Here is a 16,295-nt window from a genome sequence, read left to right on the forward strand (position 1 = left end):
GGAAGCGTTCCCGACCTCCTTGGCCTCTTGAATAATCTGGTTCTTCATTTCCACTGAAAATCGTCTGCGTTGCATTAAAAAATCCCCTCCATCGCTTCTGCTTCTAGCTTACACCGTTAGGTGTGCTAGACTCAAATCCGATTAAGGGGCTTAATAGGTTTAAGGGATTGTGAAGGGAAACGTATTCTAATCGCACACTAACAGAATTGCATGGTTGAATACTTAACTCCAATAAAGAACCAGTATTTCACATAATAAAAATGAAGAAATTGGTTGATTTTCAGATTGATTGCACAAATTTAATAAGTGAAGTTAAATCTACAAAGTCTGTGTTAGGGCCCCATGATAAACGCACCGCGTTTTCTGCCAACGCCCCCATATGTTGAAGAACGTAACTGGGTTTATACTCGGAGGAAGTACATGCAGAACCATTAGAAACTGAAAGGTGTTCGTTTATTCCCATCATCAAAGCCTCTGAGTCTACCCCTGGAATGCTGACATTGATACAATTCGGTAGAGAGTTGCATATATCACCATTTATTAAGTAACTAATGCCTTCTAACTGACTTAGCAAATTGTTCTTAATTTCTAACTCTTTAGCTCTCCAATCGCCGTAATGCTGTAAAGCTAGCTCCGCTGCCTTTCCAAATCCAGCAATTAAAGGAGCGGGTAATGTCCCTGGACGTAACCCTTTTTCTTGCTTTCCACCGAACATCAACGGTGTAATTGGGGGCCGCTTGTACTTTTTACTTTTAAGAACTAACGCCCCAATTCCTTGCGGACCATAAATCTTGTGTGCCGTTATACTGAGAAGATCATACTTAACTTCACGTAGCTCCTCAACAAGTTTACCAAGTGTCTGCGCGGCATCCACATGGAAATATACGTTTCGATCAACTAACTCTTCCCCAATTTCTTTTACCGGTTGTATAACCCCAGTCTCATTATTGGCGTGCATTACCGAAACCAATAAGGTTTCTTCAGTGACCCTACTAATCACATCTTCTACAGTGATTCTTCCCGTTGGCCCCACAGGGATAAGATCAACTCGAAAACCTTTCCTTGAAAGTTGCTCTAATGGCCCTAAAACGGAACTGTGCTCTATAGCTGAAGATATTATGTGTTTCTTCCCCTGAGAAATCCCGAACTCTTCGAGCCCTAAAATAGATATATTGTTACTCTCCGTTGCACCGCTAGTAAAAATCACTTCACTTGCGTTAACTCCTAGTACCGCAGCAATATTTTTCCGAGAGTTATCGACTAACTGCTTCGCTTGATGACCGTGAATATGTGTCCTACTAGCAGGGTTTCCGAAATTTTTTTGGTAAACTTCGATCATTACTTCTAATACTTCGTCATGGACAGGTGTTGTTGCATTGAAATCAAGATAAAGTGGCATTATCATTCACTTCTTTCTAGAGTTCTCCTAAACCTACCATTAATAGGTCCGTAGGTTTCTTCAACCTAGCACCGTGTGCGGCTAGCCGTCCGATCCCTCTGTGTAAGTGTAGTCGAAACTGTTTTGCAAGAACATTCGGATCAGTTCCCAAACCATCATCCAAACAACGTTGAATAATAAGAGCTTCATAAATATCTTGATGTTCCCCACCAAAAACCTGCCAAGTCATTTCAACATTGCTATCCGCTGGGTAATCAATGTCCATCGGTGGATTGGGTTCCTTTAATGAAAGACAGAGCGCCCAACGGCATAAGATATTCCATTGCTGGATACCTGTTTTCGCTTTTAGTCGAATTAATTGCTCTTTTGCTTTGCTCGAAAGCCGAATCTGTTTCACTATCATACAATTGTCTCCATCTCGTTTTCGGGTTGCAAGTATCCTTCAGTGATCTCGGTAGCCCGTTTTGTTTCATCGTATACCAATAAATACTTCTTCCCGACATATGGCGAAAGCATCTGAAGGTATCTCCCTTCAATTTCAGTATCCGTGGAAAGAACGACAACTTGATGGCTTGCATTAGGAAGGTACTTCCCTACGAAGTTAATCCGATGGAGTGAATCCAGTCGTCCCATTGGTGTGTCAATGACAACAGGCAATGTTTTACCGGATGCTTTTGCTAGCCCCCATAGAATCGCAAGAGCCAACATTTGTCTTTCTCCACTAGACAGTTTAAACTTAGAAATTTCTGCACCGCTTATATCGTATAGTTTTATCTTAAAATTCTCAGAATCCACACTTACCTTTGAGACCAAGTTACTCTTATGAGTTAATAAATTAAACGCTTCATAAATAAATTCCGCTAACTTATTAACTTTCTGCTGTGTCAGGCGATCCCGAAAAACTTTCATTTTGAGCTGAGTCTGAAAGGCATATTTGATCAGGCGCTCTGTCTCGTCTGCTTCAGCCTTTATAGTACTCATCTTCACAATCTTTTCCTTGGCCTTTTGCTCTTCAATTTTTAACGATCTCATCTCTTCGTCATATTCCGTTATAGCCTTGGAGTATGCAACGATGGTTATTTCAATTTCTTTCTGCTTTTCAAGCAAATCCTTTAGAGCATCAACATCAGGATCGGATGGCATGTTCTTTTCTATTTGGTACAGCTCATGATCAATATCTTCATATCTACTAATTAATTCCCGGATATAAGTTTTTTCAGAAATGAACAAGCCTAGTATATTTTCCAGTTGATTCGACATCGTAAGCCCGGAAGGAAATAACGGTTCCTCATTTGCTGATTGTTCTACTCCGGCAATCTTCGATAAGATTAGCTGTTGTACTTTATCTTTTTCGGTACTGTCAATCTCCAGGGTATTGATGCTCGACATGATATCTGATGAAATATTCTTGATGAAAGATAAAGATACCTTGGCTTGATTGTTTTTCAAGTCGCGTTTAGCGGTTTCTTTAACCTTCCTGACCTGGTCTTCAACAATTATTAGAGGAAAAGCACCCGCTAGAATAGAACCCACACTTAACTTAAGCTCATCAAGTTCATTATAAAGCTCATCTTGACGTTTAAGAAGTTTACCTTGATTATCAAAGTATCCTCCTCCTGCTTCATTATATGCTTTTTTCAATTGCTCCAGTTGCTGAGTCAAGTATTGAATTTTTGAATTTATACCGCCTCTTTCCTGATATACATTACTATATTTCAATTCTATTGATTGAAGGTATTCTTTAACTTCCTGTAATTCATCTTTTAATTCAGTATCTGCGGTAACAGTTCTATTTCTTTTAATTAAAAGATCTAGATCTTTTGTTAGTCTATCAATAGTCTCAATACCTAGAAGCGACTGAATAGCTTTTCTTAAAGATTCCACTGTTTCATCAGATTCGGCCAACGTGCTTATTCGTTCACCATCAAAAAAGAACAATTCTGCTATAGCGGAAGGTACTAGTTCTTCAACGTAACTATCCCAATTCTCCGCCAAGTATGGATCTTCTCGTTCATCGCGCCAAACCTGTAAGAAATCTGTCACCCGTACATTTTTTTTTCCCCAGGAACGCTTTAGTCGAACATTGGTTACAGTGCTATCTAAAGGAAGCTCTAGTTCTAGTAACACCCAACTTTCCAGTTCTTCAATTCCTCGACCATGAATTAAATCGGCCAAGTAGATGGAATAACTACGTCCACTTTCCCTGACCTTCGGAGAGCGATTTCCGTAAAAGGCCAACAGAAGCGCCTCAAGAATACTGGTCTTGCCTCGCCCATTCAGCCCACCAATCAGAGTGACAACTCGACCCTCACTATCGTAAGCTAGGTTTATTTTGTGTACCCCTGAGTACACACCAAAATTGCAAAGACTAATCGATTTAATAATCATCTTCTGACTCCATTTCTAGTTGCCGGGACAGCTCATCCAAATTTTCTTTATCTCTAAGTGCCACTTGGCTCAACTTAAACGCTAGTGCATCCTGGGCATCCTCATAGAAACATCTTTTAATGTGTTTTTCGATTTCACTAAGAACAGCTTTTCTTCCCCTTAAAGTGGTGTGTTGCTCTTCCATAAATAATAGTGAAGAGAACAAATCCATAGCGACATGATTACCCTCTGTTATCTCCTCGAGAATATTCCATTCTTCATGACCAAACGAGCTATATTTATCGTTAAATGGCCAATCGCCCCCCGTAACTTCCTGGTAAATTTTAGGAACAGCATCATCAAACTCTGCCTTATCCTGAACCCAAATACGTTGAATTTCCTTGAGTTCTTCAATTGAAATAAGCTCTAACCCTTCCATGTCCTCCGGCATTAATGCACGGACTTCCTCCTGAACTTCAAGCAATCGGCGCAGCAAATGTTCACGATGACTTTTTAGATAAGGGCCCGGAGTTACGTCCGTTCCGCTCCTCTTTAAAGTGATTGCCCCACCTTTTCTTCGGAAGTCCCTCTTCTCATGATCATCTATTCTTCCGTTCTCATTAAGCATACCAATCTCTTCATTACGGAATTTTAAAAGTGGCTCCATCCAAGCCTTCTCATCGTCATTCTGAATCATTGCTTCCATGGATTTGTCCGAAGATACCAACGTGCATACCCAACAACCAAATCTACTATTTCCGCAGCTCGGTGTAGAAGTATCCACTACCAAAGGACACTCATTATCGTTTGTAGCTTCACGATACATGGCCATTAGATCTTTGTTAGAAATGCCCCAAGGATTGGTATGTTGCATTAAGTACAACCATACATCATCACTCGTCCAATCCTCTATTGGGGAAAATACCCAAGAATTTTGCAAACTCCCGTTAGGGCTTAACCACTCTCTGATTCTTTGCTTTTCGTATTTATTCATGGTTCCGGCCCGTCTTGTGCTTTCCGCCTTGCGAGTCCCTAATACCAGAATTGTCTCTCCGTAATCTTTCACTAAGTTAGTAGTAAACCTGTTAGATGGATCTATTTTAAGTCGACTTGTGCACCATCTAAAGGTTGGTCGAGGTGCCGGGTAGCCTCGTCCAATTAAGTTCACCCAAAAAGAGTTTGAAACTTCTGGAGTTAGTCTGTGTGGTGTAATTGGCATTCCCATTGACTCTGCTGATTTTTTCATTCTCTTCAAAGAGTTATTGACCCATGCAGCAACAATTGGTTGCTCTACCAAAGTGTCCGTACTGATTACATGGACTGGTTTATGATTTCTTTTTTCAGGTGGTAGCGATCTAATTGCATTCCAAACTAACTGTAGTGTGGCCGTGGAATCCTTGCCACCACTGTAACCTACAATCCATGGAATATGGTCGGATAAATATAAATCTTGAATACGTTCATTTATTTCTTGAAGGTATTCCTTATTTATTTTAATTTCTATACTCATCTTATACCTCCGTTACTTGAAGCTAAAGAATTTTCTGCTTCTTGTTCCTCTATTGTCAAAGGGATCCTCAATACTTTCTTCAAAGAACTTGTTAGTAACACTAAGTTATTTCGTGAAAAGCTAATCTTTCCTCCAACAGTAACGCGACCTTCCCAATATTTATTCCCTCTGTGCCAGTCAACACTATTCAGCCGTACTAGCTCTTCTTTCCAGCTCAAGGGAAACTCTTTAATGAGGGAACAGCCGGCTTTTCCCAGAGCTACTAAAGTTATTGCATGAGCATTTATGTAATCTCTTCTCAATTCAGAAGCTTTAACAATACCTTCTTTAACACTGTTCCACTCTTTTATATGTTTACCCACTTCCGTCCAATACTCAAAGGATAATACTTTCAACTCTTCATAAGGTTTGTCGATACAACTATTAATTAATTCATTAGTGGCTCTATATAATCCGCTTAGTGTAAATAGTTTTGTTGATCGATTAGATATTGTAGACCGTTCAACCTCGGTTAGTCCTTTAAAGAGGAATAGTTCTGTCGAAAGTACTCTCGAAATTTCAGCAACTGGATCTCTGTGATCGTACAATATGTTTATCGAACCGGATGGGCGGATTGCATAACGATTTAAATCTGCAAACATTTGCTGTGATCTCTTTAACCCTTCATCTATGAAGAAAACTACTGATATCGTTTCATCCCCGATCTCGGGCTTCTTTTTTAAAGCGGCATCAATTGCTGCCCGTCTATGTTGTCCGTCATTAATGACGATCCTTGAGGACATAGGCACTTTAATATAACCAATATTATAATTTTGGGGATTGTCAGAAAACGGTACAAAATCAACAAGTCCGTCGATCGACGCAGTAATTGCAGAAAACACATAGTCCTCAGAGTTGTTAACTAAATACTCTGCTATTTCAGGGACACGAGATTTGTTTAGTACTCTCTGGGATCTTACATCGGGCTCAATATCCTCTTCGTTAAACAAGAATATACGGGGTATAAGTTTCAACGGGCACATAGTAATATAATATTCTCGTCTTGCCTGGATACCTCTTATTGTAGGAAATGTGTAATACATAGAATGTATAATTTTGAACTCACCTTTCCCCGAATGGAAGTCTGTTTTTCTAAAATGGAAGTTCGTATTGATATTTTACTTTATTAACACTTCAACTATGGTACTAATATGAGTACCAATCTATGGTCAATATTATGCTAAATTTCAACATATGTCAAGTGAAGGAGCCATCCCTCGTGGAACTAAAAGTTAGTATAAAAATTAAAGAATTACTTAAACGAAAAGAAATTAGCCTTAGAGAGCTATCAAGATTAACTGATATACGTCATGCGACTCTTAGTGAGCTTTCTAATCAAAAACGTGAAAATATAAACTTTAACCATATAGAAAAAATTGCTGAGGCTTTAGATATTAGTGATATTCGTGAAATCTTAGATTTGGTGGAAATAAAAAAAGATGCTCCTAATTAGAGCATCTTTTCGATATTTGTTTATTTGTCTCTAGGAAAACAATTCCCAAAATGCTTTATCCCTCATCAGGATCGGCTCTTTTCCGATCCCTTTAACTACACTATGATGCTTTTCCAACTTTTTTATTTGGCTCATAATATTTTCTTCTTCTATCTTGGATTGAGTATTAAATATCATTCTAATTTCTTTGCTGCTCAACTCTGAGACATTGTGCAGAACCCAAGTCAAAATATAATTTGCATAATCATTATCGTTAGTCGAGAAGTGACTTAAGAACTGTGTTGAAAGAATTGTACCAACCCCAAATTCTCTTCCTTCCTTCAGTATCTTCTTAATAGCTTTAAAATCCTTGCTTAGGAAGTTATCCGCTTCATCAACCAGTATCATTCTTGTAATTTCTCTTATATTACCTTGTATCCTACTGTGCCCTGACATCTGCATCTGGTTATAAAAAGTATCTAACGTGATTGCGACAACCAGGTTCTGAATACTATCGTTATATCCGGAAAGATTAATTACCGTTATTCCCTCAATTAGATCAAAGAGTGGGATAGTTTTCGTCGCATCAGGTTCAAAAACTTCTGTGTCGTATAGATCCTTTAGTGCTGCGTACAAACTGTCAATCTTTAACCCGTCTTTTTGTCTGAATAACTCAAATATGTCCGAGAATGTTGGAGCAGGATTCCCCCATGTAGACGAGTCCGCCTTAAGAATTCCTTTGTTAGCGTACGCATCCATTATTAAATCTTTTAAAGTAATCGTTTGAACTGGACCAAGGTTAAATGCTGTACTTATCGTATCAGTTAAAGTACTGCTAGTATGAACCGGTAATAACGGTTTTACCGGATGAGTAATGAACAAGGATAGCGGGTTGTAAGGCAGATGGAATAAATCATACACCTTGGCGCTCGTAGCATTCACAAAATCATCTTTAATATAGTCACCTTTATAATCGAAGATAAGTATCTTGATTGGTGTTTTATATAGGTTTTGGTCTGAATTTTGATTAAGCTGTGCTACCAGAGACTTTGTGAATTGTGTCTTACCTGTCCCCATCGTTCCAATTATTCCTGTATTCGTATGCAACACTTTATTAGTAGAAGTTGGGAACCAGTTCACTTTATCGCCATTTTGTATATTTGAACCAAATAAAACTTCTAGCGGTTTAGCTTCATCTGGTGCCAGAAAATTAAACTCATACGACTCACTGGACTCGGCCGTGACCGTTACAAGCTCATTTTTCTCGTATATGCGATCAGGTACAATAGTATTAGTCCCATCACTCCTACAATTTTCCAAGAGTGAGCTTTTGTCGATGCTGGACTTACCTTCATGCAGCGCACTCTTCAGTTTTTCAACACTTTCAATGACAAAGTTATACCCACTCTTCTCAGGATAACTAACATACATGACATTATCAATTTTTTTCGCTTCCGCAAAGAAAATATCCCTCTTAAATGAAATGACTATACCTTCACCTAAGATTTCGTTTAGTTCATTAGAAAGTGTATAGTTATCATTTAAAAGTTTCTCTATTAAAAAGTGATCTATCCTAGTCTTATAATTCTGCTCTGGCCATGTATCGTAGATAACCAATTTCTCCAGATTCGCCAATGCTAATTGAATAAAGAAGTTACGATATATCATAGCCGATGGGATTTCCCCCGTTAAAAATTCGTAGAGGAGGCGATTGGTTTCCTTTACTTGTGCAATGGCTTTAGGCTGTACATTATTGTTTATTCCAATTTTCACTTCAACTGGACACAAGTGAACTTTTGGAATATTGTTTCCATTCATTTCAATTCCAATACACAGTAGGTCGTCACTAAAAGATCCTTGCTGACGCAGATTTTTCGCAGAAAATAATCCTTCTGCTTGCTTTAGTCCAGCCCCACCAGAAATTCTAAGTACTTCCTCCATTGAAATCGGTATCCATACGATTTCAGGAGTCCATAGGAATGCTAAGGCTAATTTAGCTGCTGAAAGAATACTAAGCTTTTCTTTTGGAAAATGATTATTTTGAGCTAATAAACGTAATAACCAGTTTCCGTTTAGCGCATTGAAAAGGTTAATAATGCTTACTGTAATATCCTCGTTTACAGGAACCCCTTTGGAACCTAAAAAATCTTGAATAAGTACTTGGTACTGTTTCGATCGCCGAGTTACCGTTATAGCGTCCAATGCATTGGATGTTGTATATTGGTCATTATAATGAATAACCAATAAATCGTTGTTTTTAGAATCATTCTTAAAGAAACTCAGGTCTACACGAGGTTCTACGAAAGTAACCCAATGGCTCGAGTCGTAAATTTTATTAAGAATATGTTTTCCATCAGAAGATATCGCTGTAACCACGGCCGTATCATCCTGGTAACTGTTCAGATTCCTTGCGACCCTTAACAGTGCATTCATTCGTGGCCCGAGGCGATGAATCAAATTATTGCTGTCCGGTAATGATTTGCTGCCGAAACCCGTTAAATAATTGCCGTTAACGAATGACGATGGTACGCCTGAAGAAAGTCCAAATAAGGAGAGGCCTGTTGGAATGTCCACCATCTTACTGTCGGCTATTTGTTCAATTTTCTTCATTTGATAAAAAGTCAAATGACTGTACTCGTACTTTTCATTCGCAGCATCTTTTGAGAAGAAAGTGATCTTGTCATGGAAGATATTAATCACTTCTTCAGATAAATAATTATCCACCGATAGTTTTAGATTAAATCTTTCTTCAATATCTTCAACCTTAGATAACTCAGCAATTTCCTCAAAAGCATTTGTCTCAGTTGTTTCAGAATAAATACTTATATTTATCGGAATCAACTGATCCTTTCCAATCTTCTTTTTAAGTCGTCTTTTGTAGAATTCTAATACACCTTGCGCGATTTCACGGCAATCTCCCATATTCACCACGTTAATTTTCAAGGGAGAACTCTCATCAGTGTCGAACAAGTAAGTAAAGTGTTCGATGAACTCCTCGATCTTCTCATACACTAATTTATTCACAAATGATCGGTTACCATCATACCTTGGAAGATCATAATTTACGTAGGTGTTCCATTCGTAGGCATCTGAATGTTCAGCTACCTTGTAGAGCGTATCATTTCCAAATCGAACATGTGGAATAAGGAATGTTCCACTGAACGTTTTCATTAGTTCATCTTGCAAGTCTTGTTTAGCAACTAGTTTGTTTAATTCCATTTGAAAAGCAAGATTCATTGGGTGTAACGGACTAAACAACCATTCCTTTTCATCTATCGTTCGGTCAATTGTTCCTACCAAACCCATATTTCGACTTGTTTGAGTTAACTGTCCGTTTTCCAGATTCGCCAGCTCATTGATGAATGAATTGATATAAGTCTGGGCTAGGCTAATATATTCCTCATCCATGTACGCCAAACTAGGCAATAATTTATTTGTTCTGAAGTAAGTAATTAAATCGTGATAGGAGCTTCTTATACTATCAGGAACATCGATCTCTTTGTTAAATAAACCCATGACGCCTTCTTGGAAATAGAGTCCGTCAGAATGAATTAGCTTATACTCCCTCTCCAAACTTTTCTTAAATTCCCCCTGAGCGAAAGTTTCCCTAGTGCCATGTATGATTTTCATCTTTTCATTTTCAATTTTGTAATAAAAGTGTTCTTGTCTCACCATCTTATGTTTCCAAACTGTAAACGCTGTTATCGGAGCTGGCCGCTCAACGATATCTTCAATCGCGAAAGGAATTAAAGAGTTGTCCAGTGAAACGTTAAAACGAACCGTCTCTTCCTCATTATCACTGTCTAGTACTTTCTTAAGGACAACTCTTTGACCAGCATTCACGTCAGTTTGTAGGATCGATTTTCCATCAAGAATAATAGTTTTTGTTTCAAAATCACTCTCGGTGGGGTTAAGTATGATTTCATTTTCCTCAGAACTAATTAAGAGGTAAGGCTCTTTAGCAGGAACAATGGAAAAAGAAGTTTGAATTCCCTTTAGAAAAGATTCATTAACGTCAACCAAAGCGAATCTAAAATCAAATTTATTTGAAGTATCGGTTTTATATCTAATCTTAAAAAACTTATTCTCTCCTTCATTCACTCTAATTCTTAATTTCAACTTGGTATTGTAGGAATCAATAGTTACACCGCTAACCTTAGTCTCCAACTCGGCATATTGATGGCTTACTTTATTATTAAAATTCAACTCAAGGTTAATTTCAGATTTTCTATCCGGGTTAAAAATAAGAAAGCTCCTAATCCTCTGTTTGGATTTACTTTCACCCGCAGGCTTCTCCCAAAAAATCAAACCTTCCTGAGTCTTCTTTTTCTCCTCGACATATTCAAGTCCTTTATCATTCTGCTTATTGCTATGAGAAACATAAATAGGGTTAAATTCGGTTTCCTGCCAATTTGGTTTTAAGAGTATCTTCACACCTTCATCGTCAAAATATCTTTCGAGTTCAGTGTCACTACTCCCATTTTTATAAATTGAATCAATTCTAGTGAACAATTCATGGTTAATTTTAAATCTCTCTCTGAATTCTTTATCACTTAAAGTAGGAAGCAGCATATCGGTATCTTTGAACAAACCAAAAGAAGTATAGTCACTATTTGAAATTTTAGTTCGATTTAACACCGTCAGGACATCAATAAAATCAAATAAAGTGGTTTCCTCATACTGGCTGCGCATCGCCTTCTTATTGGTTACAATAAACTCTAGCGTTCTTTTTTCACTCCCACTTAATGAAGTTGTTGCTAAAAGTTGTTTTATATCTTGTTCTAAGACCTTAATATGAAAAGGCATGCCTTCCTTATAAAATGAATCCATTCCGTGAACCAAACTATCTAAATTTGAATTATGTATTAGCAAGAATGAAGCCCGTTCCATGCCGTTAGTTGCTGTTCCGACACTGTTACGAAGCCTTGTTAAATAATCAGGTGTTGCATTGGATGTAGAGCCAACGACTAAGTCCGAGCTAGAGTAATTTAGACTAAAAGTTTCGTAAACTACATGACCGCTCTCATCCTTGACCTGAAATGTTTCGCTGTTGTTAAGCTTTCTTAGAAAAGAAAGCAACTCGAAGACGTGCTCATCACGATCAAAATAAATATGATATTTATCACCAGGTAGAAGAAATGAACTTGTGAAGTATTCATCTACTTTCCTTGCAAGATATTCATAAAAAGGATTTGACATAGATTGCATCCCCACTGTCGCTTTTTTTCTCGATTATATTTATAGCCTCAAAATACTTAATAATCTGATTTTGGGAATCCCGATCAAAATCGATTCCCCTTTCTTTAAAACCTTCGAATAACTTTTTCATTCTTATTTTCGACTCATCCTTAATAATTACTTTCGTAATAAACAATAGGTATTCAGGAGTTAGCTTCAAAGTTTTCCCTAGTCGCCCTCTTATTTTAATAAAATTATCTTGGCAAAAGGAAACGAACCACTGCTGGTATAACTTATATTGTTGTTTTCGAGAACTCACATCATTGAATTGATAATCTATAGCTCTGAAAAGTTTATACATCATACACTTCACAGGATCATCATAAATATCCTTATACTTAAAACCTTCCCAGTCTGTATCGCTTAATTTCTCCTGATACTCTTTTAGTAAAATCTCTAAGTCATTAAATAACTTAGTGCGCCCTTCAGTATCCAAAGATTTCAACTTTGCCCCTATATCATGGTAGAAATATACCTTATTCGAATGTGCCTTATGGTTTAGAAATTCAAGGCAATTAACATGAGAAAATAATTGTGATATGGGGGTCTCAATCTTTTTCCAACCATTCTCATAACTGATCCTGTTACTTGAAGTGTTCTCCCACTCCAAATTAAAATAAATCGGCTGTACACCTTGTTCTTCGTCATTTAAGAAACGTTGACATGATAAAGAAAACTGGGAGACATAAAAAAAGTAATAATATTTTAACAACTTCTCGGCATGGAGGATGAACAAATTTGGATTTTTTAGTAGCCATTTCAGATCGCTGTGAAACAATGATGATATAGCAGGTACTGCGCAATGATATATTGGCTTCTCGTTTTCATGGTACTCTGTTAACTGGGGTAAGACCTTAATGAAAAGTTGAGAAAGCACATCGGTTGTACCAAAATTTATTTTTAACCCGCCATTTCTCTGATCCATTTCGCATAACAAAACATCAAACAGAAATTGCCCTAGCTTCCTCGTCTCTGTGTCGGAGGACAGGTACAAGTAGATATACGGGTGAAACATATACGTTTTGTTATCATCTGTCTGAAAAATTGTATTTACGATATTAATAAAACTATCTCTATCATCTTCTTTATCGAAAGAAATTTCCAACAACATTTTCTCCAAAATATCATCGAAAACAATAGTTTTCTCTGTTCTTTTCCTTTCAACAAGCCGGAAGAATTCCCCTAATATCATAGAAAAGTCCTTCAATTTGTTTTTATCGGACTTAGTAGTATATGGCAAGAATTTCGTTTGTTTATTTGGATTGTGTTTCAGAGTGGTCTCATGAAATTTAAAGTTAATCCTTATTTGTTCAAGATCCAGTTGATAGCTCATGTCTTATACCACCATAAATTTATAATTTTCAAAAGTGTTATCGTAACTTAAGGAAAATTTCTTTTTACTCGCGGTTTGAACCTCTTCCACTATGATTTCTTCATGCCCATTTCCTAGTTCACTAAGCTTATTGATAAAGTCTACAAAATTAATAAATTGAAGCTTATCGTTTTTATTGGGGCGGTATCCCTCCCCAATTTTAGTAACAAGTCTATATAAAGAGAAATCTAATTCTACAGCAACTGAACCATCGGTGTTTTTTAACTTAAAGGCGACAGGAATCTTTATTAAGAACCTAGACAGCTCTTTCTCCGACCTTTTCACCATTTCTTTGTTAATTAAAGGTTGAATCTCTAACCTCTGAAGAGTTTTATAGGAACTTTGGGGATGCCCGACGCTCATGCTAATATAATCTCCAAAGCCGTTTCCGTTCCAGCTAAAAATCGCTTCTCTGAGTTCGTTTTTATACAGATTCGCAAGCTGCCCCATGTTCCCAACATTGGCTGAATACAAGTATGAAACAAATTTATGGAAGACAGGATTATAATAAATATTCCAGCTCTCATTACTGATAAAAAACGATAAATGAATAAACAACCGGCCAATTTCTGGCTCTAGTTGTGCCTTTACTTGTTCATCTTTATGAATCATTTCTATTTGTTTTAAGAGATATGGCAATGAATTAATATCAAGATATTTTCGAAACAACTCGGACTTATCATCTACTGTTCTAAAATTTATTAATACTTGATCTATTTGTTCATTTCGCAGTTTAGTAGGGCTTAAATTTGATAAAGCATTCGTTATATTGGAACTATCCGGCTGCGCAAAAACCAAAAGCGGTAATAGTCTCTCCACATATTCTCTGATTTTAATATCGGCATTCTCTTCTTTTATTAACTCATCTGGCAAACTTTCATAACAAGGAGCAACAATAATATTGTATATAAAGTTTAAAAATGCTCTCGACGAGACAATTAGCTTTTCACTAATGACTGCATTTATAATGAGGTCTATTACCTTCTTCTGAATTTTCGACTCTGCAAGTAGCTCGTAATTTTGTTTAATTGGGCACTGTTTCGCAACTTGGCAGTTGTTCATGCAATTATTTTCATAACTTTTGAAAAAAGGGTTTTCTTCTAGGGGGGCTGTTATTTTATTTATCAGACCAGACAGATAATCAGACTTAGTTCCTGCTTCTGTTATTTCAAACATATGGAAGTCACTAAAATTCACAAACTGGAAATGACTGCTAGGATCAAAATCATTTGATGTTATCGAATATTCCAAAATTTCCTTCTCGGTGACGTAATTTCGCAACTGTTTGAAATCACTCGCATAGCCTGAATCAATAAAGTTATTTAGTGCTCCTAAATTAATTGCAAGTATAGATTTTTTAATAAGTCCAGATTTTAAATTTTCATCGGAAAACTCTTGAAAACACTCTGCTAAGGTTTGAATCGATGTCTTCTGTGGATCGAAACTCTCAGTAGCATCATTATGTATGTAAAACTCGGTGCTTAAGAATGGATATTTGCTCTTTAAGTATGCTAGAGTGTGTGACTTTCCGTCGCCAACACCACCACACACTAATATTAGCTGCGACTTTTCAGAATGGCGTGCTCTAAAAATAATCTCCTCAAGTTCTGTTTCAACGACTCTTGGGATATGCATATAACTTTTAAAAGAATCAAATGATTGTAGATTATCAACGGCTTCTTTAGAGGATTGTTTACATTTCTTCAACAAGCTTACTAGGCAGCTCGAAACCAATCTTTCACTCACTCATAATAGCCCCTTTACAGGTTTCTACATGCTATACAAGATATTCGATAATAATAATTTTTATCCTGCTATTGGAAGCTCTGCTAGGATGGTCTTAATTAACCCAAACTAAGCCCACCGTTACCTCACCCCAAAAGAAAACCTACCATCCTCCTCAGAAGCCAACCCAAGACCCACCGCGACTTGGATGCCATTCCTCAGCACCTTATCGAGAGCGGCTCCAGTTCTCGCGTAGCCCAGCTGCTTCACGATCTCCTTCACGAGGTCATCCGCAGTCAGGCTGCCGTGGATGAACAAGACATCATGTACGGCATTGGCGATTTCTTCGGGAGGCAGATCCTCCGCGCTTCTTCGCTCCGACTCGTTGTCGCTTACCCAACAGTTACTGTATTGCGCGAGATCGGCTTCCTTTGGCCAAAAATAAGCAATGCCTTTCCAAGTTGTAGACCTGAGCGCCATTGAACCCAGCAAGCTGTCCATATGACGCTCGATCCGCGCTCGGATCGGGCCATCCACCAAGCTGATCTCGTGTACTCCGGTTACGAGTCGTTTGGTAAGCAGCGAACTGTCATCCTACACGCTCTCCGAGAAGGATTCCTGGATGAGCCATACGCCAGCGAACGCATGCCCCTCGGTGAACACCACCAGCGGATACAATCCAATGGCTTCCAGACAAGCCGCGTACAGCAAGGTCTGGTCCAGACAATTCCCCATATTATTAATAATTATGGCATCTGGCAGTCTGACCCGCTGGCCGATCTCCTCGAAGCTTGCCGGCGCTACGCAATAAGTGATTTGCTTCGCTTGAATCGCTGAATAAATCGCGGCTACCTGATGGCGTACCCGAATCGGATTATGGCTTTGATAAGCGTCAAATGCGGAGCTTCCCTTCCACTTCTCCAAATATGGCGCGGCCTCTCGTATCATTCTGCGACGTTCGGATGGTTGGGCATAAGCTGCTTGTCGACAACGTTCTCCATGTTGTTGCCCAAGCCCCTGTCTCTCCGTTATAGCGCTTTCCCTGTCATTATAACGCAGATGGGTATTTATTCCTATGAAATATGACATTTCAAGTCAGAGACTTCCGTGGCATTGCACGGATTTAATGATCTGCAAGGGCATCGGGACCACCACAGCCGGACTCTGTCACACCCATTTTCAAAAAAACTTCGACAACCCTGCACCTGTTCTC

At 38.1% G+C, this 16,295-nt stretch carries 11 protein-coding genes; 1 reads left to right on the forward strand and 10 read right to left on the reverse strand.

Going from position 1 to position 16,295, the window contains the following annotated elements; all coding sequences use genetic code 11:
• Positions 1-280 precede the first annotated feature (280 nt).
• The 5 genes from RB620_RS26815 to dndB are packed head-to-tail and all read right to left on the reverse strand — an operon-like array spanning position 281 to position 6,358.
• Positions 281-1,399 (reverse strand): cysteine desulfurase family protein, encoded by a 1,119-nt coding sequence (locus RB620_RS26815; RefSeq protein ID WP_308099772.1) that lies wholly within the window; start codon positions 1,397-1,399, stop codon positions 281-283.
• Positions 1,400-1,415: 16 nt separating this feature from the next.
• Positions 1,416-1,802: a DNA sulfur modification protein DndE gene (dndE, locus tag RB620_RS26820; RefSeq protein ID WP_308099773.1), complete on the reverse strand. Its 387-nt coding sequence runs from the start codon at positions 1,800-1,802 to the stop codon at positions 1,416-1,418.
• Positions 1,799-3,787 carry a DNA sulfur modification protein DndD gene (gene dndD / locus RB620_RS26825; RefSeq protein WP_308099774.1) on the reverse strand — a complete coding sequence of 663 codons (1,989 nt, stop codon included), beginning with the start codon at positions 3,785-3,787 and terminating at the stop codon, positions 1,799-1,801. The genes dndE and dndD overlap by 4 nt, the downstream gene beginning before the upstream one ends.
• The gene (dndC, locus tag RB620_RS26830) at positions 3,777-5,276 is read right to left on the reverse strand and encodes a DNA phosphorothioation system sulfurtransferase DndC (RefSeq protein ID WP_308099775.1); all 1,500 of its coding nucleotides are present in this window, start codon (positions 5,274-5,276) and stop codon (positions 3,777-3,779) included. The genes dndD and dndC overlap by 11 nt, the downstream gene beginning before the upstream one ends.
• Entirely contained in the window at positions 5,273-6,358 is a 1,086-nt protein-coding gene (gene dndB / locus RB620_RS26835; RefSeq protein ID WP_308099777.1) for a DNA sulfur modification protein DndB, read from the reverse strand. Before dndB ends, dndC begins: the two co-directional genes overlap by 4 nt.
• A gap of 176 nt (positions 6,359-6,534) precedes the next feature.
• On the opposite strand from dndB, the gene RB620_RS26840 reads away from it, so the two are divergent.
• Complete coding sequence (locus RB620_RS26840; RefSeq protein ID WP_308099779.1) at positions 6,535-6,768, forward strand: helix-turn-helix domain-containing protein; 234 nt, start codon at positions 6,535-6,537, stop codon at positions 6,766-6,768.
• A gap of 30 nt (positions 6,769-6,798) precedes the next feature.
• Here RB620_RS26840 and dptH read toward each other — a convergent pair whose 3' ends face one another.
• The 5 genes from dptH to RB620_RS26865 form a co-directional block, all read right to left on the reverse strand.
• Complete coding sequence (gene dptH / locus RB620_RS26845) at positions 6,799-11,946, reverse strand: DNA phosphorothioation-dependent restriction protein DptH (protein ID WP_308099781.1); 5,148 nt, start codon at positions 11,944-11,946, stop codon at positions 6,799-6,801.
• Positions 11,927-13,318: a DNA phosphorothioation-dependent restriction protein DptG gene (gene dptG, locus RB620_RS26850; protein ID WP_308099783.1), complete on the reverse strand. Its 1,392-nt coding sequence runs from the start codon at positions 13,316-13,318 to the stop codon at positions 11,927-11,929. The genes dptH and dptG overlap by 20 nt, the downstream gene beginning before the upstream one ends.
• A gap of 3 nt (positions 13,319-13,321) precedes the next feature.
• The gene (gene dptF, locus RB620_RS26855) at positions 13,322-15,103 is read right to left on the reverse strand and encodes a DNA phosphorothioation-dependent restriction protein DptF (RefSeq protein WP_308099785.1); all 1,782 of its coding nucleotides are present in this window, start codon (positions 15,101-15,103) and stop codon (positions 13,322-13,324) included.
• Between the two features lie 120 nt (positions 15,104-15,223).
• A complete protein-coding gene (locus tag RB620_RS26860; protein ID WP_308099787.1) occupies positions 15,224-15,619 on the reverse strand; it encodes a hypothetical protein in 396 nt (131 codons plus the stop codon).
• A 57-nt stretch (positions 15,620-15,676) separates the two neighbouring features.
• Positions 15,677-16,006, reverse strand: coding sequence for a hypothetical protein (locus RB620_RS26865; protein WP_308099788.1), 330 nt, complete (start codon positions 16,004-16,006; stop codon positions 15,677-15,679).
• Between the last annotated feature and the right edge of the window lie 289 nt (positions 16,007-16,295).

The organism is Paenibacillus sp. LHD-117 (genome assembly GCF_030929555.1).
Lineage (GTDB): Bacteria > Bacillota > Bacilli > Paenibacillales > Paenibacillaceae > Pristimantibacillus.